Below are 25,001 nucleotides of genomic sequence, written 5' to 3'. Positions count from 1 at the left end.
TCTCTCTCTCTCTCTCTCTCTCTCTCTCTCTCTCTCTCTCTCTCTCTCTCTCTCTAATAAAATAGGCTTAAGCTCCAAATTTTCAGAAGAAAAAATGAATCCTAGTATTGTAAAATATCTTATTAAATTGAGCATTAATTTGGTAAATTATGTAGTTACTCATTATTGTAGTCAAGCTCCTAATCGTTAAATCAAAGAGGGGAATCCTTCCTCGTTAAGTAAAGCTTAATAAATATTAACATGTCAATATTAAGGAATAGATTAGAAAATAAGGGTATCCTATTAGTCAAAAAAAGTATCTTAATCAATTAAAAGCTGATTAAGATACTTTTTTTAGGGAATATACCTAGAATCTTATTTTTTTTGCCGATATTCCTTAGGGGTCATATTGTATTTTTTAAAGAATTCTCTGTAGAAATATGACTTATTGGTGATGCCTACTTTATATATTATTTCCTGAATAGTGAGATTAGTAGCTATAAGAAGTTTTGCGGCATATATAAATCGATAGTCTTTAATATAATCATTAGGAGAAAGGCTTGTTATTTTTTTGAATTTCCGATAAAGATTACGCGTGTTCATACCTAACTTATCAGCAATGAATTCGGGACGGAGGTTCTCCGATTCTATATTGTCAGTGATTATTAAAGTCACAGAGTCCATAAAGTCTTTGTCTTCTTGATGGATCAATTGTCCATCAGAATATTCATAAGCACTTTCAGGAGAATAATAATAATCTTTAAGTTCTGTTTTTACGGCAAGCAGTCTGTTTACAACTGAACTGAGTACTATTGCAGAGAAGGGTTTAGTCAGATAAGCATCTGCCCCAATGTTAAAACCGGCAGCCTGTTCTTTCTCACTTATTTTAGCTGATATTATAATTAGAGGAATGTGTTTCGTGAATTTATCAGCTTTTAGCCTATTTATAAATTCCATTCCGTCAATATCAGGCATCATAATATCTGTTATGATAAGAGTGGGACTCTGAGATTCGATCATTTTCTGAGCTTCTTCAACATTGTAGGCCCCCTTTATGTCAAAATCTTTAGACAACATATCAGAAATTAGCCAAACTATATCTTTGTTATCATCTACTACTAGAATAGTTGGTCTTTCAGGTTGTTTCTTAGCGCTGAGGTTCTCTAATATAGAGGAGGTGTTTGAAGACGAATTAGTAATATCTTCGCTGGAAACAATATTATTTGTTGTCACTGGAATATATGGTAGCGTCACAACGAATTCAGCAAACTCTCCAACCACACTACTTACCTTGATTTCTCCTTGTAAAGCTTCTATTATATCACGGCAAATAGATAGCCCTATACCATGACTAGATGAAATCAAAGATGTTCCGGGAGTCATATTGTCAAGGACATGGTAGCGTTCAAATATGAATGGTATCATGGATTCGTCTATGCCTTTCCCTGTATTATATACTTTCAGTTCTAATGTATTGTCTTTTATGTATGATGAAACTTTAACTAAACCGTCTTCCACTGTGTATTTAAATGCGTTAGAAATTAGATTAACCAGAACTCTATTAAAACCGGCCAGATCAACATTCCATACCAAATCATCCGAGATAGAAACATCAACTTTAATCCTTTTCTGTTCAGCGATGGGTGTAAACCATCCTAAATGCTTATTTACAAGGTCAGATACAGAAACTTCTTCAATATTACCAAGGTCGAACTTAGTTTCTTCCATTTTCCTGAAATCAAGAATCTCTTGGATAAGATTATTCAGACTATTCACATTGTCACGCAAAACGCTGGTATACTTTCTTAGGTTATTATCAGCTGTGGCAAATCTCTCAACATGATCACTAACTCCATTGATAACTGTAAGCGGAGTACAAAACTCGTGTGTAACATTAGTAAAGAAATTCAATTTTGCTTCTAGTAATTTGTCTTTTTGTTCTTCTTTTATTTTTCGGGCTATTTGTTTTTGTTTGTTGAGTATTCTTTTGCGAATTATATTTATTGTGAGAATGCAGGCTAGTACAAATAAAGAGACATAGCCCATATATGCCCAACTTGTAAGATACCATGGAGGCATTCTTCTGATATGTAGGCTATAGTATTTTGCTTCAGAGTCGAATACATCACTTTTATACTTTACTCTCAGGGTATAGTCTCCATAAGGAAGATTTGTAAAAGTTATTTTATTTATCTTCTGGAGATCAGTCCATTCAGTGTTGTAATTGTCTAATATATACGAGTATTCGTAATTCTCTCCATTGATATAATCTAAAGCGACAAAAGAAATGGTAAACATGGAGGTACTGGTCGGTAACTCCAGATAACCGTTTTTAGAGTTTAAATAATCGTTTAATGTATGACTTTCACCCGATATATTTAAGTCGAAAAAATATAAATCCGGTTTATAATCGATCTGTAAATTACTCTCCTTGGGCTCTACCCATGTCAGGCCATTTATGCCGCCAAAGAAAAGTCTGCCGGTATACAGGCATTTTTGATAAGCATCATCAGAAAACTCAGTAACCTTCAGATCAGAAGATGAATAATTATGAAAAAAATCGTTATGAGGATTATATTTTATCAATCCTTTGTTAGTACTCAGCCATATACATCCGTCCAAATCTTCTAATATTCCATGTATCATATCATTGATCATCCCATTCCTCCGGTCGAATTGTTTCATAGTAATACTTCCATCATCTGAAAATCTCATTCGGGTCAAGCCTGAACTAGCTCCGATGTAATATGTTGAATCTTTACTTTTATAAACGGAAAGAACATCGCCAATAGCTGAATTTTCAGCATTTTCCATTTGTACAAATTCATATTGTTTGTCCTTAATATTAAATTTGGCTATACCATACCCACCTCTACTGCCTACATAGAGAATCGAATTGCCATCATAAGACATGGAATGAAATTCATTGCAAACATTATCTCCTTTTTTTAAGATATACTGCCCAACTGATTTTATTGAAAACTCGGACTTGTTGTCTTCTAATATGACCTCTAGTAATCCATCACCGGCTGTAGCGATCCACAAGGTAGAGGCATTAATTTCACAAATAGAGTGTACACGTCCTATTTGAGTACCTGCTTTTCCTGATAGAGTTTTGACTTTATTGTCTTTATAGGAATAGTAAGAAAGGCCAGGACCTTCGGTTCCTATCCAAATAATATTGCGATATTTACTTCTTAAGAAACAGAATACGAGATTACTGGATAGGCCGTTTTTTGTAGTGTAAGAAGTAAACTGGGATTGGGATATTTTTTTATTATTGAGCAGATTGTAGTTTTTAATTTGCATTATACCATCACCTTTTGTACCTACCCATAAATTACTAAATTCATCGGTATAAATAGAGCGTATAGGCTTCTGAGTGCCCGGCAGTAAATCATCAAACATTATATTGCCAAAAAGATCATGCCTTTTATAATACATCTGTACACCACGACCATCTGTTCCTATCCACAGTATATCTTGTTTTTTATCTTTTAATAAACAAAAAGTTCTGACTCCTAGATTTATAGGTTCTGACTTGTCGTTGTTTTGCATATCAAGCCTCATCAGTCCACTTTCTCTAAATGCGATGAATAAGTTATCTTTAAAAGATGTTACTTTAGATATGGCACCGTATTTCTCTATGAGAGCAGATAAGTTTAACAAATAAGTCTTTTTGGAATTAGCAATGTCATATAAATACAATTCCCTGTCGGCTGTAATATAATATATAACACCATCTTCATAAAAGGCATTCATTATATTTCCGTGGCGGAGGTTAAGATCTTTACTTCCCAGACTGATATCAGATACTTTTGTTCCTTCAATGACATTGACTATTTTCATACTTCCGTCTGCCGTAATTATAAAGAAGTTTTTTTTGCCGTCAGTGAAGAATGCTTTCACATTATTCATATCTGCTCCTGGTAAATGAATATCAATAAAGTTCTTAATCTTAGGCATGTAATACGAAATATAATTTCTTTTACAGATAACCATCGTGTTTCCACTTTCATCGGCAGCTAACAACCTTGCTTCGGGCAGTTCCGGATAAGACTCCACTACTTTTCTGCTCTTTAAAGAAAACTTATTTAGGCCCAAGAAGGTAGATATCCAAAGATGATCTCTATCAGCCTGCGATATATTGTGAACTATGTTGCTGCAAAGGGAAAATTCATTGTTTAATTCGGAGCGATATACGAAAGTACTCTTCCCGTTATATAGATTCAAACCGTCATATGTTCCTATCCACATGTATCCATCCATATCCTGATGCATAGACAATACCGCGTTATTAGACAAATCGAGGTTGTTGCCCCTATATAGACTATATGAGGCTTGAGTCGTCTCCACTATAGAAAAGCAGATCAGTAAAAGCAAGAATGATTTTACAAGAAGATGTATACTTTCTTTATTTAGGGCATAATGTAATTGGGTCATAGAAGGCTGGCTCAAATAAATCGATTATAATAGTTAAATAAGGGAACAGGTCGAACAATTAATTTACTTCTACAAAAGTAATAAAAGTGAGCAAGTATCAATTCAGAAAAACAGATTAACAATCTTTCTATTTGATAATCTTCAAATATACTCATTCCGAATTATAATTTAACTAAAAGGTGACAAAGTTGTACACTATTATCAGGATATTCGATGTTTCATGTCCGGTGAAGGATATGAATTCTATTTCTCAACTATAGATAAAGATGTAATATCTTGGCAATGAATTGTAGATAAAAAATAAGAGTAACCAGCCGTAGCTGATTACTCTTATGATAACCAAACAATATAACCTATAAAAAATTAAAGCGGGTATTCTTCAAAAGCATACAATACTGTAGATAAGTAGCGTTCGCCCGAATCAGGTAGTAGGACTACAATGTTTTTGCCCTGATACTCAACCTTATTTGCCAGCTGTGCAGCGACATAAGCCGCAGCTCCTGACGAAATACCGACTAATAGCCCTTCTTCTCGGGCAAGTTCGCGACTGGTACGGATAGCATCATCGTTGCTTACCTGTATAACCTGGTCTACAAAAGATGAATTATATGTTTTAGGTATAAAACCTGCACCAATACCCTGTATCTTGTGCGGTCCGGGTTTTCCTCCCGATATAACGGGTGAATCGGCCGGTTCTACGGCTACTATTTTTACATTCGGATTATATTTTTTTAATACCTCTCCGACTCCGCTTACCGTACCTCCTGTACCAACTCCTGCAACAAATACGTCTACCTTACCATCTGTATCGCGCCAAATCTCTTCAGCTGTAGTGCGTCTGTGTACAGCAGGATTAGCCGAATTTGTAAATTGTTGAAGAATTACAACTTTCGGGTTTTCCTTCTGTAACTCTTCAGCTTTTGCAATAGCTCCTTTCATACCTTCAGGCCCGGGTGTTAAAACAATATTGGCGCCTAAGGCTTTGAGAAGGTTGCGACGTTCTATGCTCATCGTTTCCGGCATAGTAAGAGTTAGTTTATAACCCTTGGCGGCAGCAACAAATGCAAGTCCAATACCGGTATTTCCACTGGTTGGTTCTACCAATTCACTGTCAGAATTTAGTATTCCCGATGCTTCAGCATCTTCTATCATAGCATTGGCTATTCTATCTTTTACGCTTGACGCCGGATTGAAATACTCTAGTTTAGCGATTAAGTTAGCCTTTAGTCCATGTTTTTTATTATAGTTCGAAAGCTCTAGAAGAGGAGTATTACCAATCAGATCAGTTAGTTTTTTTGCTATTTTTCCCATAAGATTATATTTTAAAATTTTTTGTTATTAACTATCACAAATATACGCCCTATTTCATATATGTAAAATCGCTAAAACAAGGTATTTTTATACCATATTTATGGTATATTTTAAGGTAAAAAATATTAAAGTAAAAAAAGTTAAGGGGTATATGAAGTGTAAATTATTAGCCTTACATTCGTATCACCTTAGTTATAATCTTATAGACTATACAGTAAAAACAATTATGTAACAAATAGTGTTTTGATTTATAAACTAATATTTTGATACTAAATGATCATGGAGATAACTGAATTATATAAGATTTACAAACAATATCCAGAAGTTTCTACCGATACACGCAATAGCCCGAAAGGATCTATCTTTTTTGCATTGAAAGGAGCAAACTTTAATGGAAATGAATACGCTGAGAAAGCAATAGATTTAGGTTGTAGCTATGCCATAGTAGATGAAGAAAAATACGCAACCCGCCCTAATATAATATTGGTCAATAATTGCCTGGAAACATTGCAGGAATTGGCAAAACACCATAGGAAACAATTCAAAACGCCAATTATAGGTATAACCGGAACGAACGGGAAAACAACCACGAAAGAGTTGGTGACATCTATTCTATCTCAAGAATATAATGTGCTTTCAACCCAAGGCAACCTGAATAACCATATCGGTGTACCATTAACGATACTTCGGATAAAAAAAGAACATGAGATAGCCGTTGTAGAAATGGGTGCTAGCCATGTAGGAGAAATAAAACTTCTAGCTGAAATAGCACAACCAAATTATGGGCTGATTACCAATATAGGACATGCGCATATAGAAGGTTTCGGGTCTTTTGAGAATGTTATTAAGGCTAAAGGTGAGCTGTACGAATATATACGTGGAACACGTGATGGTAAGATATTCATCGATTATGATAATGCATTGCTTCGTGAGATGGCAGAAGGAATAACATCTATCCATTATGGGTTGGAGGATGATCTCTTTATTTCTGGAAAAGTGTTGTCTATCAGTCCTTATCTTGAGTTTGAGTGGAAATTTGGCAGTAAGCGTAATAAGGTGAAAACGAGATTGATAGGTGAATATAACTTGCCTAATGTTTTGGCTGCAATTACAGTGAGCAAATATCTTGGTGTGAAATCTTCTTTAATATGCAAGGCTATAGAAGAATATGAACCGACTAACAACCGCTCACAATTGAAGGAAACTGAAAAGAATATGCTAATTATAGATGCATATAATGCAAATCCGACAAGTATGCTTGCTGCATTAGAAAATTTTGATCGTATGGACGTAAGCCATAAAACTCTAATTTTGGGTGATATGAAAGAGCTGGGACCTGATACGGATATGGAACATCAAAAAATAGCAGACTACGTTTCTCATCACAAATTTAATAAGGCAATATTTATCGGAGACAATTTTAGTAGGGTTAAAACAGACTATCCACGGATTAAAGATATGAATGATTTGAAAGAATTTTTGGATAAAAATCCGATAGAAAACAGTTATGTCCTACTCAAAGGTTCTCGAAGTATACAACTCGAAAAATGTATAGAAATGTTGTAAGAATACTAATATGGAATGGGGAAACAATATAATTGATAATTTAAGCTGGTCAGATAATATAATTAACAGAGAAGGAAAAGAGCTTGTTGCAAAGGAGATATCGGCTAAACTTAAAGACGGTGAAGTTATCGGTGTAGGATCGGGTTCGACCGTATATCTTGCGCTTATCGCAATCGCCGCAAGATTAAAGAAAGAGCATCTACAGATTCAAGCAATTCCATCGTCTCACGAAATATCTATGGCTTGCATCCAATTGGGAATTCCTCAAACTACCTTATTGGACAAAAAGCCCGATTGGACCTTTGACGGTGCAGATGAAGTAGATCCTGCCCGAAATTTAATAAAAGGCAGAGGTGGCGCGATGTTTAAGGAAAAATTATTGATTCGTAATAGTACAAAGGTGTTCATTATTGTCGATGAGTCGAAGTTTGTGGAGCGACTGGGATCGAAATTTCCTATACCTATAGAGATTTTTCCATCCTCCTTACTCTATGCAGAGCAAGAAATAAAAAATCTTGGAGCAACAGATGTTCAATTAAGGCTGGCAAAAGGAAAAGATGGACCTGTCATAACAGAGAATGGAAATTTTATTATCGATGCGTGGTTTGATGCTATAGATAACAAATTAGAGGGGCAACTCAAGTCAATAACAGGAGTTCTCGAAAGTGGGCTTTTTATGGGATATGATGTGGATATCCTTGTTTCGAAATAATAGTGCTATATATAAAATATAAATTGCCATAACTGATAATAATATTATTAGTTATGGCAATTATTTTAAGAATATTATAGGTAAATGAGCCTTATTCGGCAAATTTTAAACCATTCAGTTTTTTCCATCCGCCACGTGTAAAATCAGGTATTTCAACAGGGGCAGAATTATTGTCAAGTGATATCTCTGTCAAAGGTATCAGACAGCACCACTCAGCCAAATCATATACATCCATATCCAAAGGCAGACCTTTTTGAAGGCAATAGATCAAACGATAATCCATAACAAAGTCCATGCCTCCATGGCCTCCTACTTGTTTTGCTTTTTCTTCTATATCCTTAACGATAGGATGTTTGTATTTCTGCATTAATGCCGATTTCACATCTTCAGGCACAAAACTATGTGCTGTCAGGTTTTCATGATTAGCTGCAATGGTAGAGTCTATCTCTCCTCCATCCAAGGCATACCCCTGTACTGGATACTTGTTGGCAAAACCTTTTGTTCCTGTCAATTGATACATTCTGCTATATGGGCGTGGAGAAGTGACATTATGCTCTATTAAAATTGATTTTCCATTTTCGGTACGTATCATTGTAGAAGTATGGTCTCCGTTTCTGAAATCTTTGGCGTCTCTACCTGTTTTCTCTTTAATATATTGAGGGTTGCCGATAGCTTTGGTATCCATTGCCACAAGATAGTTTAATTTATCGCCACGATGTATATTCATTGCCTGGCACACAGGGCCTAGTCCGTGAGTAGGGTATACATCGCCACGATGGTTTTCGTTAAAGTCCATGCGCCAATTGTTCCAATACTCTCCCCAGTATGGTTGTAATCCATGAATATATGCTCCTTCGCCATGGATAACATCACCCAGAAGTCCTTGTTGTACCATATTTAATGTAGTCAATTCGAAAAAGTCATAAACGCAATTTTCTAGCTGCATACAATGTTTGCGTGTCTGTTCTGATGTATTGATCAAGTCCCAAATCTCATCCATTGTTACTGCCGCAGGTACTTCTATAGCAACATGTTTGCCATCTTTCATTGCTTGAATGCCTATCATTGCATGGCTCTTCCAGTCTGTAGCTATATAAATAAGGTCCACATTCGGTAAAGCCGTAACCTTTCGCCAGACAGAAGTATCTCCATAAAACTCTTGAGCTTTCGCCAATCCGCGCTTTTCGAGCATGGCATTTACTTTATTCGTGTTTTTTTCTTCCACATCGCATAAAGCGACAATTTCAACACCCGGTATATGTGTCATACGTTCCACAGCTCCGGGACCACGCATTCCCAGGCCTATAAATGCTATACGAACAGTAGGTATGGGATCGTTCTGCAATGCTAAAACATCTGTTTGTCCTTGTGCACGAGCAGGTGTCGGTGTTGCAATAACCGAAGAAGGCTTTGTCTGCTGCTTTACACATCCTGCTAAAGTGAGAGAGATAATAAATAGTGAGATAATTTTCTTCATGGTAAAATTTTAAATATTTGAACGTTGAGTCAACTAAATTTTATACATATTAGGATTTGTTCAAAATACTAACTCATAGGTTGAGGCCACTCTATTCGGGCAGAGGTATCTCATCTAAGGCTCTTTATATTCAGACAAATTCACTTAATAGTGTTATGTAGATTTAGGTCAAAAAAAGAATTCCACAGTAATAAAAAACATGAATATACTACTTGTATATATCGTACAACAAATATATCATTTTTCTTTCATATCTATACGAGTTGATTTGTAGTTTTCTTACATGAACAAAATTGTGAGATGTAAATAAATCATGTACTTTTACATCTTAAAAACTATAACTGAAAACATAATAGAAATGGGTGGTTTTTTTGGTACTATCTCAAAATCACCTTGCGCTACGGATTTATTTTACGGCACCGATTACAATTCTCATTTAGGTACGCGCAGGGGAGGAATGGCAACATTACACGAGGGCAAGTTTATGCGCTCAATTCACAATCTCGAAAATTCTTATTTTCGCTTACGCTTTGAAGCCGATCTCGACAAGTTTAAAGGAAATTCAGGGATAGGTATTATTAGTGATACTGATCCTCAACCGATATTTATCAGTTCGCATTTGGGAAAATATGCTGTAGTCACGGTGGCCAAGGTAAATAATCTGGAGGAACTAGAAAATGAATTGCTCGCAAAGGGCTGTCATTTCTCTGAGCTGAATTCAGGGCAAACCAATCAGACAGAGCTTATTGCCCTTCTGATATCTCAGGCAGATACTTTTTTAGAAGGGATTGAGCTGGTTTATCAAAAGATCAAGGGATCATGTTCTATGCTAATTCTTACAGAAAAAGGTATTATCGTAGCACGCGATAAGTGGGGACGTACTCCTGTATTAGTAGGAAAAAAATATGGAGCTTATGCTGTGTCGAGCGAACCTTGCAGTTTTCCTAATCTAGATTTCGAAGTTGAATATAATGTAGGGCCAGGAGAAGTCCTGTTGCTTGAAGCAGATCGAATGACTCAGTTGCGAAAACCGAATAAAAAAATGCAGGTTTGTTCATTTCTCTGGGTTTATTATGGGTATCCTGTTTCGGACTATGAAGGCGTAAATGTGGATGCAGCACGTTATGCAAGCGGTTTAACAATGGCAAAGAAAGACGATACGATAGCCGATTACGTAGCCGGCATTCCTGATTCCGGAATAGGAATGGGGCTCGGTTATGCAGAAGGTAAAGGAATTCCATATCGTAGGGCTATTATAAAATACACACCTACATGGCCTCGTAGCTTTACTCCGGCAAATCAGAATATACGTGATCTGGTTGCAAAAATGAAATTAATCCCTAATCGTAATCTTCTTAAAGACAAACGTGTTATTTTTTGCGATGATTCTATTGTACGTGGTACGCAACTAAATGATAATGTGAATATACTTTATGGATATGGTGCGAAAGAAGTTCATATGCGGATCGGAAGTCCTCCTATTATACATACTTGTCCATACTTGGGTTTCACAGCATCGAAATCAGCAATGGAATTAATCACCAGACGGACTATTAAAGAACTGGAAGGAGATGACTCTAAGGATCTGGATAAATATGCTACCACGGATTCGGAACAATATACAAATATGGTAAACAGTATCCGTGAAAAACTCAATATAACAACATTAAGATTTAATACTGTTGAAGATTTGGTATCATCGATAGGTTTACCAAAGGAATGTGTTTGTACTCATTGTTATAATGGACAAGATATAGAAGATTAATAAAATAAGTTTTATATAGAAAAGGACTCAATCAATATAAGATTGTGTCCTTTTGTCTGTCATACGTTTTCCTGGTTATTATATCCGTATTCAAGCCTTGGAGGAATAAGAAAATATAGCTGTTGCTTATTCCCTTTCTTTATTCAAGAGAGTGAAATAGTTATTATTATCTTGTATCCATACGGTAAATCCCCTAGATTTTAATTTATCTATGATCGGAACCGGTTTAAAAGGTGTGATAATCTGTAAAATTTCATCTTTTGACAATCCTTTCGCTAAATCTAATATTTCTTGCATAGGACTTTGTCCCGATTCAATAACCGGACAAGCATCGAATATTGCTCTTATTTTCTCTTTATCAAACCAATATGGAGGTTCAGATTTTTCATTGCCACTATCTTCTATATCTTGAACATCTATAGTTGATAATCCAACAGCTTTTCTTAACTCTTGTACCATCAGGGCAGGTGGTATGCCGGCTACTCCAGCTGCTTGCTGTAGAGAAGTAATTTTAGCTACAGTACGCCGGAGTATCGGATTTTTTAATTTGGCAAAAGCAGGTGATAATTCAAGTAATTTAGTTTCCAATTCAGGATAATTCTTAAGCAGGTCTGCAACTTTTGTCTGTAAAGTAATATCCATTTGGCTCTTATTTATTTGTATAAGATAATAGACGTTGGTCTCCCTCAACCTTTTTCAATTCAGTTATGTCCTGAGTAACTTCTATCACACCTAAATACTCATTATCATTTCCTCTAAGGGCCGTGTATTCTATATATACAAAGTGCCCCATAAACGAAGATATCCAGAATGTCGCTTTGTTTTCTTTACCACTCTTAAAGTCGCTGATTATTTGTTCTACAATATGTACGCTACCCGGAGGATGGCACAGGCGCACATCACGTCCGATGATGGAACGATTCCGGTCAAATATTTTTTTTGTTCCATGTGAAAAGAATTTGACTTTGTCATTCTTATCTACAAAGGTTATATCGATAGGCAATGTTTTGAATAAAGCTTCCAGTTCTTTTATATTGAAACTCCCCGACGAAAGTTGTATGGCCTCACCAGATTGATAAATTGGTTCACCAGCAGTTGCTCCTTCTGGAACCCACTCCGTTTGTGGATCATACAGAGTAAATCCAAATTGTGGAGTTTCGGTATAAATCTGGTACCAGTCTTCATTAGTCAAAATATCAAGACTCATAGGAAGTAATATTTCTTCCTCTTTCATTATCATACCTTCTATAGCTTCTACGGTAGGCAACAGTACCATTAATATGAGAGTCAGGACTTCTTCCGGTAGAATTGGCTCTTTTGAGGATAAAGCTTCATGAGCAGCGTTAAGGAACGCACGAGTTTCGTCATGTTTACCCCACATTACTTTAGGCGGACCTGTTATTCCGGCTTTCTCAAGGAAAGGGAATAATAGATATTCTTTTCTTTTGTAATGCTTTTCTACATCCGAAAGAGCATTGAAAGCGCCTTTCAGTTGTAGCAAATACTCTTTTACATCTTCCTCTTTTAGTTTATTCCCTTTATTAAACAACTCTTTTACTTTATCAATGTATTCCTCAAGAGCTCTGTTTTCACGTTTAAGTGTATCTACCGGATGTCCGGGAGGTACTGTCTTAGCCGCAGACGTATCTATACTGCCATCCAATACCATCGTGTGAATATCGCATAGACGCAATACTTCTTCTTCGGGCAAACCTTCAGCTATGAGTTCTTGCTCTACTTCTACCACTTCGTTATATGGAACAGAGCGTAATAAATCTACCAATCGGTTTTTTACAACCTCGGGAGCCTCATTGTTATGAAGCTGGAGAATTAAGTGCTTAAGCAACTCTTTCCTCTTTTGCGAATTGTTTATTAGTTCACTCATAATCAACCTCTGATCATAGTTAACAACATCTTGAATTTCTCCACAGCGAGCAATGCATGTGTTATATTTGCAGGCATTATAATACTCTCGCCTTGTTTCACAACAACAGGTGTTCCCCCGATCTTAATTTCCGCCTCACCATCAAGTATCTGTACCATTGCATCAAACGGAGCGGTATGGTCACTTAATCCCTGCCCTTTGTCGAAAGAAAATAAAGTAATATTACCCGCATTACTTTTCAATACTTGTTTACTTATAATTCCACCATCCGAGTAATCTACAGATGCAGCTAAGTTTAGTATACTTCCTTTTTTAAATATCTCGTTCATCGATTCTTGTATTTTAAATTTACGATGTAAAGTTATGAGTGTGATGATAGATAATTTGTAGCATATGTTACACTTCGAAGTTTTTTGAGAGGATATTAAGAAAATAAAATATTTAACGTCTAAATCCAGATTCGCATAATTAATAAAATATTATACCTTTGTAGCCAGTTTTGGTGTCATTCTTCCGTATTCTCGGATAAATAATGAAAAGGGAATCAGGTGTAAATCCTGAACAGACCCGCTGCTGTAAGCTTCGCCAAAGTCTTTGAATAATACTCAGGCCACTGTTTCAAAAGAATGGGAAGGCATTTCAAAGAAGAAGTAAGTCAGAAGACCTGCCAGAATTATTTAGTTAAAGCTCGAGGTATAGGCTTAAAACTTAACTGACTGCATCCATGTTGTCTTTTAACCCTATTCTAAAAGCATCTGTTACTCTAAAAAATGAGTTTTTGAGATGTCTGATTATGTAACATTTATTTCTCTTGGTCCGGGAGATCCGGAACTTATATCCTTAAAAGGATTAAAATCTTTACAAAAGGCAGATTTTATTTTTTGTCCTTCTACATCGCTTTCGGGAGGGAGAATTTCTTCGCGGGCCTTAGATATATTACTTGAACTGGGCATTGGCAAATCGAAGATTAAATTGTTTGATATTCCTATGAGTAAAAATCGTTCTTTAGCAATCGACAGCTACCGTAAGGTGTCTGATGAAATAGCTTTTTTATACCGGAAAGGATATGAAATAGCTGTGACAGCAGAAGGACATGCTGGTTTTTATTCATCGAGTTACTACATAGAAGAAGATTTGATAGCAAGGAATATCTTGACACAACAGATAGCTGGTATTCCGGCTTTCATAGCTTGCGGAGCTTTAGCAAATATCCATATAGTAAAACAGGAAGAGGAGCTTAATGTTATACCGGGTATTATATCTTTTGAAGAACTTTTCAATAGGATAGAAAAGGGTAAAACTCTAGTTGTGATGAAAGCTTCCCAGTGCGAAAGTGTAATAAAGCAGGCTGTAATAGAGATTCCAAATATTACGATTCATTATTTTGAGAATGCAGGAATTGTAAATAAAGAGTTGTACACGCAAGACAAGTCTGAAATCCTTTCCCAAAAATTTCCATACTTCTCTCTTATTATTATTCATAAATAAATCTGTATGAAAAAAATAATATATTTTATCACGACACTTATAGTTGTCGGTCTTATATCTTGTAAGTCAAATAGGAAATCGGAAGAGGTTACGGTGATAAATCAAGATACGGCAACAATAAGATATGCCAAAGGCTTTAAAATTTCAGATCATGGGAATTACCGCCTTGTAGATATTAAAGATCCATCGGGTGAAAGTGACTTACAATATCGCTACGCGTTATTAAATAGGGGAACAGACAGAACAGGTATACCTTCCGGCTATGAGATAATAGAAATACCTGTGCGGGGAGTTATTTGTATGACTACGTTGCAATTGTCCAATTTTATTAAGTTAGATGCTATTGATAAAGTTGTTGGCGTTACCAGTACCCGCTTTTTGTTTAATAAACAAATGAACGAACAATTGAGAAACGCTAAAACCAGAAAGATCGGGATAGAGGGTGAGTTCGATAGTGAACTGGTTATGGCTTTAGATCCTGATATTATACTAGTTTCTCCTTTTAAGCGTGGAGGGTACGACGCTATCAAAAATCTGGGTATTCCACTCGTTAGTTTTCTTGGTTATAAGGAAAGTTCTCCATTGGGGCAAGTCGAGTGGATAAAGTTTACTGCAATGCTTTTGGGAATAGAAGAAAAAGCAAACATCCAATTTAAAGAAATAGAGCAAAAATACAATGATCTTAAAGCTTTGGCCGAATCTGCCGAACAAAAGCCTACAATCCTTAGTGGAGAACTTCACTCAGGAAACTGGTATGTAGTAGGAGGAAAGAGCTATTTGGCTCAATTATTCAGAGATGCCGGTGCTTCTTATTTTATGCAGAATGATAACGAGTCGGGAGGGTTTTATCTCGATTTTGAGACTGTTTATTCTCAGGGCGCGAATGCCGATTATTGGCGAATGGTCAATAGCCATAATGGCCCATTTGGTTACGAAGCACTAAAACAAAGTGATGCACGCTATGCTGACTTTAAGGCGTTTAAAAATAAGAGGTTAATCTATTGTAATCTTAAAGAAAAACCTTTTTATGAAAATACCCCGGTAGAGCCCGAAATAGTGTTAGCCGACTTGATAAAAATATTCCATCCCTCTTTATTGCCGGAGCATACCCCTGTTTATTACGAATTACTAAAATAATGAATCGTCAAATAATATCTCTTTGTTTAATTTTTGTTTCTATACTGGTATTCTTCTTCCTAAATCTCATTTTAGGAACGATCTCTATACCGATACAGTCTGTTTGGAATATCTTATTTAATACTGTTGATGAATCTGATATATGGCAAAATATTATTTGGAAGTCACGTTTTCCTCAGACAATTACCGCCTTGTTTGCAGGAGCAGGTTTGTCCATTAGCGGACTGCAAATGCAAACAGTTTTTAGAAACCCTTTGGCAGGTCCGTCCGAATTGGGTATTAGTTCTGGTGCGAGTTTGGGAGTCGCGTTTATTATTCTTTTGTCGGGTAGCATTGCGGGTACTGCACTTAGCAAGCTCGGATTTTTCGGTGAAGTTGCCGTATCGGTTGCCGCTATTACCGGAGCAATGTCTGTGATGGCGATTATTATTACAATCTCTCAAAGAATTAAAGGGAATGTTATTCTATTGATTATCGGAGTTATGATAGGTTATGTTGCCTCTGCCATAATAGGGGTGTTAAAATTTTTCAGTAACGATGAAGATGTACGTGCATATGTGATTTGGGGTTTAGGTAGTTTTTCGAAGGTGTCAGGTAACCAGGTTAATACATTTGTATGCATTATGTTAGTACTTATCCCTATTTCTTTCTTACTTATAAAGACATTGAATTTAATGTTACTTGGTGAAAACTATGCGCGTAATTTGGGGTTGAATATAAAGCGTGCCCGCCTGTCTACTATAGCTTGCTCATGTGTTATTACAGCTATAGTGACTGCTTATTGTGGACCTATCGTTTTTCTGGGATTGGCTGTTCCACATTTGTGTCGTACTGTCTTTATGTCGTCAGACCATCGGATACTGATGCCCGCCGTAGCATTAACAGGTGCTTCGCTTGCTTTATTTTGCAATCTGATTGCACGCATGCCGGGATTCGAAGGTGCATTGCCGATCAATTCGGTTACGGCGCTTATCGGGGCACCTATCGTTATCTCTGTTCTTTTCGGAAAACGCAAGAATGAAATAAGTGCTTAAGATGATGCAAAGAGAGAAAACAATAGATATAAGAGACCTTGCAATAGGTTATACATCCAAGCGAAATAGAAGGGTTGTTGCTGAAAATGTCAATTGTTCTATATTCAGCGGAGAGCTAACATGTTTATTAGGGGCGAATGGAATAGGTAAGTCTACTTTATTGAGAACTTTGTCTGCTTTTCAACCAAAGCTATTCGGAGATATTTATATCCAAGATCGAGAGATCGAAGAATATGCAGAGAAAGAATTATCTACATTGATTAGTGTCGTATTAACCGATAAATTCGAAATAAAAAATATGACAACCCATGAGCTTATTGGTTTAGGACGCAGCCCCTATACAGGTTTTTGGGGGAGACTTAGCAAAGAGGATCGGGCAATAGTGGATAAATCGATATCATTGGTTAAGATAGAAAATCTTAGGCAACGAATGGTTCATACACTGAGTGACGGAGAACGTCAGAAAGTGATGATAGCAAAAGCGTTGGCTCAAGAGACACCGATTGTATTGCTGGATGAACCGACAGCGTTTCTTGATTTTCCCAGTAAAGTGGAGATTATGCAGCTTCTGCATCAGTTGTCACGAAAAACGAATAAAACAATATTCTTATCTACTCACGATCTTGAGTTGGCTTTGCAAATAGCAGATAAAATATGGCTTATGGATAAAGGAATCGGAATACGTATTGGTACCCCTGAAGATCTATCATTGAATGGAAGCCTTAGTCGGTTTTTTGCCCGTAAAGGCATTATATTGGATCAGCATACGGGGTTGTTTCGTGTTGAGAATGATTATACAAAACAGATAAAGATTCTGGGGCACGGACAAATGTATGCAATGATAAGAAAAGCGCTACAAAGAAACGGTATAATGGCTTCATGTGATATCGAATCCGATTTCTGTATCGAAATAGTCGGCGATGATATTAGGATTTTAAAGTTGGGAAAGTGTATAGCATCGGTTTATACAATTGAAGAACTTTTAGAAAAGATAGTAATAGAATGATTCTGATATTTGGAGGTACAACGGAAGGACGGAGAGTTATTCGTGTATGCGATGAAGCTGCTAAACCTTACTATTATTCTACAAGAGGCAACTTACAGGAAGTCGAGAGTGTACATGCGATTCGTTTAACCGGAGGTATGGATAAAGAGAATATGATAAAGTTCTGTAACGAACAAAACGTAAAACTTATTATCGATGCTGCTCATCCTTTTGCTGAAGCATTACATCAAAATATTGCAATTGTATCCGATCAGTTAAGCATCCCTGTAATCAGACTTGAACGAAACTATCCCGAGCATGCAGAAAATCTGCTGTGGTTCGATTCTTATAAAGATGCTATTGATTATTTAGAAAAAAATAAAATTGATAACCTGCTGGCTCTTACAGGAGTGAATACGATCTCGAAATTGAAGCCGTATTGGCTAAAACACAATTGTTGGTTTCGAATATTAGAAAGACAAGATTCACTTTCAATAGCGCTACAAGAACAATTTCCACACGAAAAGATAATATATTATAAGCAAGGTGAGGATGAGGCACTCTTGTTCGAGGAGTTAAAACCAGAGGCTATTATAACCAAAGAAAGTGGCGAATCCGGAGGTTTCAACGAAAAGATACATTCCGCCTTAAAATTAGATATTCCCGTTCTAGTGATCAAACGTCCGGCTCTATCACCTTCATTTATTCCAGTTTATGGAGAAAATGGGCTAAGAAAGCAAATAGAAACATTATTTCCTGATTTCTTTGAGCTTAGAACCGGATATACAACAGGTACCTGTGCTACTGCTGCTACAAAGGCTGCTCTAATCGCATTACTTACAAATGAGGAACAATCGGAGGTTAGCATTACATTGCCAAATGGAGAATGGGTGAGGATCCCTGTTTTTTCTACAACAATAAATGGTAATGATGCAAGTAGTACAGTTATAAAAGATTCGGGAGACGATCCTGATGTGACCAATGGGCAAGAAATAGTTTCGACAGTTTGTCTCAACACTAATCATAGAGGAGTTCGTTTTTTGCAAGGGAGAGGTGTGGGAAAAGTTACTTTACCCGGATTGGATTCAGCGATAGGTGAACCTTCTATAAATAAGACACCTCGTATGATGATGAAACGGGAAGTATATAAAGTATTTCGACATCATCAGGATAAATTGCCAAATAAGAGTCTGAAAACAGGAGTGGATATAACAATATCAGTTCCTAACGGAGAAGAACTGGCTTTGAGAACATTTAATCCCAAATTGGGTATAGTAGGAGGGATATCTATTATAGGTACTTCCGGCATTGTAAAACCATTCTCATCAGAAGCTTTTGTTTCATCCATACGTCGTGAGATGCTAGTTGCAAAAGCGCTGGGTTGTGAGATGGTAGTTATAAATTCAGGAGCAAAAAGTGAACGTTTTATCAAAGGAAGATATCCTAATTTACCCTCTCAGGCATTTATTCATTACGGAAATTTTATAGGAGAGACGATAAAGATAGCATCTGAACTTGGTTTCAAATGTGTAACAATGGGTATAATGATCGGAAAAGCAGTGAAACTGGCAGAAGGTTCTTTAGATACTCATAGCAAGAGGGTTGTAATGAATAAAGAATTCTTATCAGGTATAGCAAAAGAAGCAGGATGCGCAGATGATGTAGCGGATGCAATCCAAGATATAACGATGGCTCGTCAGTTGTGGAATATTATTCCCGAACAAGGAAACTCTTTCTTTTCTTTATTGAAAGATAAATGTCATAAAGTATGTTCCCCTCTATTGCCTAAAGGGGAATTGAATATTTTGTTGATAGATGAAGAGGGTAGAATTATTTAATTCTTCTATCTCCTGAATAGATGTTTAAATTGATGAGAATAGAGTTTAGACAAACCTCTTCTGTTATCGATTGAGTCCCCGACAACAATCATTGTAGTCAGAGTAAGGTTGTTTTCCCTAACTATTTTAGCCAGATCTTTTAATTGCCCCCTGTATATCCGTTCATCTTTCCATGTTAGTTTATAACAAGCTGCAACCGGAGTAGTAGGCGGATAGTGTTCTAACAAATCTTTTTGCACATCGTCTACTACCGTCGCACTAAGGAAAATACACATAGTGCTTTGAGAACGAGCCAATAGACTAAGCTTTTCTTTATCAGGCATTGGAGTTCGCCCTTCACCTCGAGTAAGTATAATAGTCTGAACTTTCTCAGGTATTGTAAATTGGGATTTTAAGGCTGCGGCTGCAGCTTGAAAAGATGATATTCCCGGCGTGATGTGATAAACCATATTGTGTTCGTCGAAATATGCCATTTGTTCTTGTATGGCACCATAAATGCACGGGTCGCCGGTGTGAAGACGCGCAACCAGATTACCTTTATCATAGAATTCTTTCATGATAGCAAACTGTTCCTCCAAGTCCATTGATGCCGAACTGCGAACAATAGCTCCTCCTTTGGCACAATAGGTAAGTTCTTTAGGAACCAGACTCCCTGCATATAAAATGAGATCGGCAGCTTCTAAAAACTGGCGTCCTCGTACTGATATCAGATCGGGATCGCCGGGTCCTGCACCTACTATCTCTATATGCCCTTGCCTGATAGCGGTCCTGTCTATTGCAATGGCGAATGTAAAATCATTGCCCTGACTTAAAACTCCCTTTTGTTTCTCTAATATCAAGATTCCGTAATCCGAACTTCTGATAGCCGTTGATTCCGAAACTCCATTCACAGATGTGACTTCTTTCACTTTCTCAGACGGATTAGGTACATCAATATCTGTAAGTTCGTTAGCTGTATATATATGTACAGGCAATTGTCCGAAATAGAATTGTAGATTTTTTAATAACGCTTCATCTTTCTTGATATCGATAGTAGATATATCTTTTATCGATTCTATTGCAATATTCTTTAATTTAATTTCATTCTCAATGTATTGAGCAATTCCATCGGGATTACAATCTTTACGACATCCCATTCCTAAATGTAGAACCTTTGGGTGGTAATAAATAGTTTGTATACCTGGAGGATAAGAGTATGGAGTAACTGCGATAAATAATTCATATAGTGACATATTTATGTCACTATATTTATAATAAATATCGACATGTTCGGGCTTACTCCTTTCGAGATATATAGTTCCATCATCTCTAATGTCAAGTAATAGAGCAGTGGGTTTTCGGTTGACAAAAGTGGTTAACGGATGATTGAAGTTCTCCGTATTCGATTTTGTTTTCCATCCATATTTTTCACCGATAGTGTCCAATGACCATAAGTTCGTATTATCACTTTGAGTTGTTATGATCGCTTCCCCTCCAATAATACGGGCTATCTCTTTGGTCAGATCATTTGCGCCACCAACATGCCCTGATAATACGGAGATAACAAACCGTCCCGTACTATCAATATTAATAATAGCCGGATCTGTATGTTTATCCCTTATATACGGTGCGATGCTACGGATGCAAATCCCCATAGCACCTATAAATATGATCGCATCGGTTTCGTTGAAAATTTGTGCAATACAGTTTCTGATAGAAGATATTTGTATTGTTTCGTTCAATTTTTCCTTTGTATATATATCAGTATCTATTAACTCTCTTTTTATAGTCTGAGCTAATGGGAGGCTGCTCTCCGATGTGAGTATTATCGCATTCTTTCTCATTGTTTATTTTTTATGGTCTTCATTACTTTAATTGTATTGAAATCGTCTATTCTAATTTCTATAGAGTCTGATAGAGTAAGGTTGTTAATTGTCAATGCCTCTATAAAAAGAGTATAGCTCTCATCCGAAACAGAATTAAAGACAATTGTGCCATCATCATTCAAAATATTCGCAATTATATTTATAATTTCATTCATTTTACCTCCATGACCACCGATGAATACAGCGTCGGGGTTTGGCAAAGTAGAAATATCAATTTCTGTAAAATCACCTATAACGGCATTTATACCAGGTGTGCCAAATCTTCTGGTATTTAATTCTATCAGTTCCTCGCCTTCATTACGTTGTTCGAAAGCAAATATTTGGAGGTGAGGGAATTGGAGCTTAGCTTCTATAGAAACTGATCCTGTGCAAAAACCAATATCCCAGAATACGGATTTATTTCGAAGATCGAGTAAGCTCAATGATAATAGCCGAATAGGCATCTTTGTTATCATTCTGGCCCGACCGTTCAATAGATGAAATTCATTATCAGGTATACCTAACTGCCGCTCCCGAGGATTCGTTTTCTGTAGTATGAGGTTGTTCGGAAATGCGAATTCTTTATCGACTACGCTTTGCAAACTATAAGTTGAATAGTTTTCTATCTCCTTATTTCCAAGGAGTTCACCTATAGACATTATATAATTGTCATAACCATAATAGAGCATTCTCGAAGCTATAGCCGATGGCGTGTGCTCTTTTTTATCTGTCAAGACACCTATCTTATCGTAGCCCATAATCAAGGCTTCATCAAACTTATTCCATGGACGCCCGGTGAGTGAAACAATATGCATATCCTGGTATGGCATGAGTATTCGATGAGCAAGTAATTGTAATGAATTGAAATATGGATACAATATAATTTCTGCATCCGGCTTCTTATGCTGTATAGTATTGGCAAAACCAAAGAAAAGGGGATCTCCTGATGCAAAAATGACTATTTCTCGATACTCTTCATATTGTTGAAACACATCTTTTAAAGGAATAGTAATATTTATCCATTTATAGGGTATAGGCAAAAAAGATTTAATTATTTCATAATGGCGTGTGCCCCCTGAAAATATTGTATGAGTATTTATTATATTTAGAACCTCAGGACTAAAATATTGTTCCCGATTGTCGTCTATTCCAATGATATAAAATTTCATGTCCAGTCTTCTATATTATACATCTCTACCGGGTTTCAACTGTTCTGCATCATCGAATGTAAGAATCGAATTTACAAGTGTTGCAGCCAGATTACTTCCTCCTTTCCGTCCTTCAATGATCAACTTCGGTATATCTTTAAAAGGCTTGGTCATATGTTTCGATTCTCTTACATTAACAAAACCTACCGGAGCTGCAATAATCCCTGTCGGATGAGCTTTGTCCTTCCTTATCAATTCGCATAATTCGATAAGTGCTGTAGGTGCATTTCCGAAAACATATAACGCTTCGGGATGTTCCTCCACAGCTAGACGGATACCGGCTTGCGTTCGGGTAATGCCTTTGTTCTTAGCTAACGAGGCAACACGTTCGTCATGTAAATAACACTTTACGTCAACGCCCAGTCGCTCTAAAGCTCCTTTGCGGATACCCGATGCGACCATAGTAACATCAGTTACTATGGTTCGTGCTTTCCCCTTAGTGAATAGCTTATGAAGTGTTTCTACAGCATCCTCGTCTGTATGGAGAATATTCTCCATTTCAAAATCGGCTGTAGTATGTATGGCATGAAGTAAAGCCCATTTCCTGCCTAATGGGATATCCTTATTCTTGAGCTCACTTTCTATTGTCTGGAAGCTACGGATCATAATATCTTGTCCGATACCTATATCCTCACTCATCGATTCTCTATAATAGCCACGTGGTGTGATAATATTATTATTCGCTATATAAGACTGTGAATTGCCGATAATAATAATCGTGAACATATCTATTTCTTGTGGATCGAATGCAGCAAGAGTAGTCATCTTTATTTCTTGTTCTTCTCTTCCGGCTTGACGTACATAACCGAGTGGTGTTTCTGGAGAACGGTCTTTCTGAAAAAGTTCTATTAAGCGGTATAATTGCCAGTAACGTCCTTTACTCTTAGGGTTATATACAGCGGTTACAAAATCGGCAGAGGCAGCAGCTATAATTCGTTTCTCTATTTTATCCCATGGCGTCATAAGGTCGGAAAGTGAAATAATACAGAAGTCGTGACCGATAGGTGCACCCATCAATGCAGCTGCTTTTTGAAAGGCACTTATACCGGGTAGGACTTCGACATCTATTGTACTCTGGGTCTCCTCCCTCATTTCGTAAATGAGTGGAGCCATGCCATATATGCCTGAATCGCCCGAGCTAATGACGCAGACCGTTTTGCCACCTTCAGCGTAGCGAAAAGCTTCTTCAGCCCGCTCACGTTCTTTTTTCATTCCTGAATCTATACAAAGTGTATCAGGGTTGATTATATCTTGTACGAATCGGAAATAGTATTTGTAACCTACTATAACGTCCGATATTTTCATGGCGTTGATTACTGCCGGAGTAATATCATCTTGTGATCCTGGACCGATGCCAGCAACTATTATTTTCCCTTTTTCCATTATTTTATTTTTTCGCCGGTTATTTGATACATAGCCTTCTTTTCCATAATACCCAGTTTACGATGTGTTGTTATAAACCTAAGGTGAGAAATGTATAAGTTTTGTATCTGTATGTTTTCCCCTAGTCCTTCCAGAGATATTTTTACCTCGAACCCTTCTTTTTCGAGATCGTTCTTCCAATCTTCTGCAATATCATTTTTAGCATGTTCTCCTGCTACAAACATGAAGGGGATGAGCTTTACTTTTTTTAATCCCGATGTTTTAAGTTGTTTCAGTGTATCGTCGAATTCGGGGTAACCTTCTATTGTCCCTACAAAGAAGTTTGAATGTCCTTCAGATTTTAACATATAATCGAGCATCGCATATTGCGCTGTAGTTGCGTCATACGTTCCGTGTCCTACCCATACATAAGCTATTTTCTTATCATTATTTTCGGTAAGGATGTCTATTACGTTCTTATAGTCGAGAGGGGAATACAATAAAGGGTCTCCTATGCGTATATCCTTAAATAAGGAATTGACTTCTTCCACGTCTTTATTCAATGATTCCATTTCCACCCCATTTATAATTGTAGTGGCTTGTACCAAGATATGTGTATATCCATCGTTGTGTAATTGTTTCAAGGCATCTAGCGGATTCTTTTTTAATACACCTCTGTCATTTAGCCGTTTAATTATTATTCGGGAGGTATATGCCTCTCTTAATTCAATGTTGGGGAATTCTTTCTTTACTTTTTCATTAATAATATCTATGGTTAGCTTTCGTGTATCGTCATGCGTTGTGCCAAAGTGTACCATGAGTATGGCTAGTTTATCACCGGGTTGCATCGTTGCGAAAATATCAGATGGCTCAAAGTTTTTACCACCATGAGCAAAAGTTGTTACTGCTATTATAGATAGCAATAAAGGAAAAAACACCTTTTTCATTAAATATGTAAGAATAATGT

Annotated in this window: 19 protein-coding genes and 1 riboswitch; of the genes, 9 read left to right on the top strand and 10 right to left on the bottom strand. The window is 36.8% G+C overall.

Going from position 1 to position 25,001, the window contains the following annotated elements; translation table 11 throughout:
* Positions 1-190, top strand: a 190-nt coding sequence (locus JGH11_RS20150; RefSeq protein WP_236263880.1) for a hypothetical protein, incomplete at its 5' end; no start/stop codon positions are given.
* A 164-nt stretch (positions 191-354) separates the two neighbouring features.
* Here the strand turns inward: JGH11_RS20150 and JGH11_RS05890 are convergent.
* Together JGH11_RS05890 and cysK are read right to left on the bottom strand one after the other, a co-directional pair.
* Positions 355-4,422: a hybrid sensor histidine kinase/response regulator transcription factor gene (locus JGH11_RS05890; protein ID WP_201110644.1), complete on the bottom strand. Its 4,068-nt coding sequence runs from the start codon at positions 4,420-4,422 to the stop codon at positions 355-357.
* Between the two features lie 363 nt (positions 4,423-4,785).
* Positions 4,786-5,733, bottom strand: coding sequence for a cysteine synthase A (gene cysK, locus JGH11_RS05885; RefSeq protein WP_201110643.1), 948 nt, complete (start codon positions 5,731-5,733; stop codon positions 4,786-4,788).
* A 279-nt stretch (positions 5,734-6,012) separates the two neighbouring features.
* Between cysK and murF the strand changes: the two genes are divergently transcribed.
* Both murF and rpiA read left to right on the top strand, forming a co-directional pair.
* On the top strand, positions 6,013-7,299 hold the full coding sequence (gene murF / locus JGH11_RS05880) for a UDP-N-acetylmuramoyl-tripeptide--D-alanyl-D-alanine ligase (protein WP_201110642.1): 1,287 nt from the start codon (positions 6,013-6,015) through the stop codon (positions 7,297-7,299).
* 10 nt (positions 7,300-7,309) lie between these two features.
* The gene (gene rpiA / locus JGH11_RS05875; protein ID WP_201110641.1) at positions 7,310-8,011 is read left to right on the top strand and encodes a ribose 5-phosphate isomerase A; all 702 of its coding nucleotides are present in this window, start codon (positions 7,310-7,312) and stop codon (positions 8,009-8,011) included.
* Positions 8,012-8,102: 91 nt separating this feature from the next.
* On the opposite strand, the gene JGH11_RS05870 is transcribed toward rpiA, so the two are convergent.
* A complete protein-coding gene (locus JGH11_RS05870) occupies positions 8,103-9,488 on the bottom strand; it encodes a Gfo/Idh/MocA family protein (protein ID WP_201110640.1) in 1,386 nt (461 codons plus the stop codon).
* Between the two features lie 358 nt (positions 9,489-9,846).
* Here JGH11_RS05870 and JGH11_RS05865 point away from each other — a divergent pair, with 358 nt between their 5' ends.
* Positions 9,847-11,253, top strand: coding sequence for an amidophosphoribosyltransferase (locus JGH11_RS05865; RefSeq protein WP_201110639.1), 1,407 nt, complete (start codon positions 9,847-9,849; stop codon positions 11,251-11,253).
* Between the two features lie 126 nt (positions 11,254-11,379).
* On the opposite strand, the gene JGH11_RS05860 is transcribed toward JGH11_RS05865, so the two are convergent.
* Genes JGH11_RS05860 through JGH11_RS05850 form a run of 3 tightly spaced genes read right to left on the bottom strand, consistent with a single transcriptional unit; the run spans position 11,380 to position 13,467 of the window.
* Positions 11,380-11,895 carry a DUF1858 domain-containing protein gene (locus JGH11_RS05860; RefSeq protein ID WP_201110638.1) on the bottom strand — a complete coding sequence of 172 codons (516 nt, stop codon included), beginning with the start codon at positions 11,893-11,895 and terminating at the stop codon, positions 11,380-11,382.
* A 7-nt stretch (positions 11,896-11,902) separates the two neighbouring features.
* Positions 11,903-13,138, bottom strand: a complete 1,236-nt coding sequence (locus tag JGH11_RS05855) for a DUF438 domain-containing protein (protein WP_201110637.1) — start codon at positions 13,136-13,138, stop codon at positions 11,903-11,905.
* Positions 13,139-13,140: 2 nt separating this feature from the next.
* On the bottom strand, positions 13,141-13,467 hold the full coding sequence (locus JGH11_RS05850) for a cupin domain-containing protein (RefSeq protein ID WP_201110636.1): 327 nt from the start codon (positions 13,465-13,467) through the stop codon (positions 13,141-13,143).
* 154 nt (positions 13,468-13,621) lie between these two features.
* Positions 13,622-13,825, top strand: a riboswitch (cobalamin riboswitch).
* Between the two features lie 96 nt (positions 13,826-13,921).
* Between JGH11_RS05850 and JGH11_RS05845 the strand changes: the two genes are divergently transcribed.
* Genes JGH11_RS05845 through cbiD form a run of 5 tightly spaced genes read left to right on the top strand, consistent with a single transcriptional unit; the run spans position 13,922 to position 19,620 of the window.
* A complete protein-coding gene (locus tag JGH11_RS05845) occupies positions 13,922-14,626 on the top strand; it encodes a precorrin-2 C(20)-methyltransferase (RefSeq protein WP_201110635.1) in 705 nt (234 codons plus the stop codon).
* 6 nt (positions 14,627-14,632) lie between these two features.
* Complete coding sequence (locus tag JGH11_RS05840) at positions 14,633-15,763, top strand: ABC transporter substrate-binding protein (protein WP_201110634.1); 1,131 nt, start codon at positions 14,633-14,635, stop codon at positions 15,761-15,763.
* A complete protein-coding gene (locus JGH11_RS05835; protein WP_201110633.1) occupies positions 15,763-16,797 on the top strand; it encodes an iron ABC transporter permease in 1,035 nt (344 codons plus the stop codon). The genes JGH11_RS05840 and JGH11_RS05835 overlap by 1 nt, the downstream gene beginning before the upstream one ends.
* A 1-nt stretch (position 16,798) precedes the next feature.
* Positions 16,799-17,803: an ABC transporter ATP-binding protein gene (locus JGH11_RS05830; protein WP_201110632.1), complete on the top strand. Its 1,005-nt coding sequence runs from the start codon at positions 16,799-16,801 to the stop codon at positions 17,801-17,803.
* Positions 17,800-19,620, top strand: coding sequence for a cobalt-precorrin-5B (C(1))-methyltransferase CbiD (gene cbiD / locus JGH11_RS05825; protein ID WP_201110631.1), 1,821 nt, complete (start codon positions 17,800-17,802; stop codon positions 19,618-19,620). Before JGH11_RS05830 ends, cbiD begins: the two co-directional genes overlap by 4 nt.
* Before the next feature lie 5 nt (positions 19,621-19,625).
* On the opposite strand, the gene cobM is transcribed toward cbiD, so the two are convergent.
* Genes cobM through JGH11_RS05805 form a run of 4 tightly spaced genes read right to left on the bottom strand, consistent with a single transcriptional unit; the run spans position 19,626 to position 24,981 of the window.
* Complete coding sequence (gene cobM, locus JGH11_RS05820; protein WP_201110630.1) at positions 19,626-21,443, bottom strand: precorrin-4 C(11)-methyltransferase; 1,818 nt, start codon at positions 21,441-21,443, stop codon at positions 19,626-19,628.
* Positions 21,440-22,633 carry a precorrin-6y C5,15-methyltransferase (decarboxylating) subunit CbiE gene (cbiE, locus tag JGH11_RS05815; RefSeq protein WP_201110629.1) on the bottom strand — a complete coding sequence of 398 codons (1,194 nt, stop codon included), beginning with the start codon at positions 22,631-22,633 and terminating at the stop codon, positions 21,440-21,442. Before cbiE ends, cobM begins: the two co-directional genes overlap by 4 nt.
* A 15-nt stretch (positions 22,634-22,648) precedes the next feature.
* On the bottom strand, positions 22,649-24,055 hold the full coding sequence (cobJ, locus tag JGH11_RS05810) for a precorrin-3B C(17)-methyltransferase (RefSeq protein WP_201110628.1): 1,407 nt from the start codon (positions 24,053-24,055) through the stop codon (positions 22,649-22,651).
* Entirely contained in the window at positions 24,055-24,981 is a 927-nt protein-coding gene (locus JGH11_RS05805; protein ID WP_201110627.1) for a sirohydrochlorin cobaltochelatase, read from the bottom strand. Before JGH11_RS05805 ends, cobJ begins: the two co-directional genes overlap by 1 nt.
* Positions 24,982-25,001: the final 20 nt, after the last annotated feature.

This window comes from Dysgonomonas sp. Marseille-P4677 (assembly GCF_016652235.1).
In the GTDB taxonomy this organism is placed as follows: Bacteria; Bacteroidota; Bacteroidia; order Bacteroidales; family Dysgonomonadaceae; genus Dysgonomonas.
Note: the sequence above shows the minus strand (reverse complement) of the source record. Positions and strands in the feature narration are given on the sequence as shown.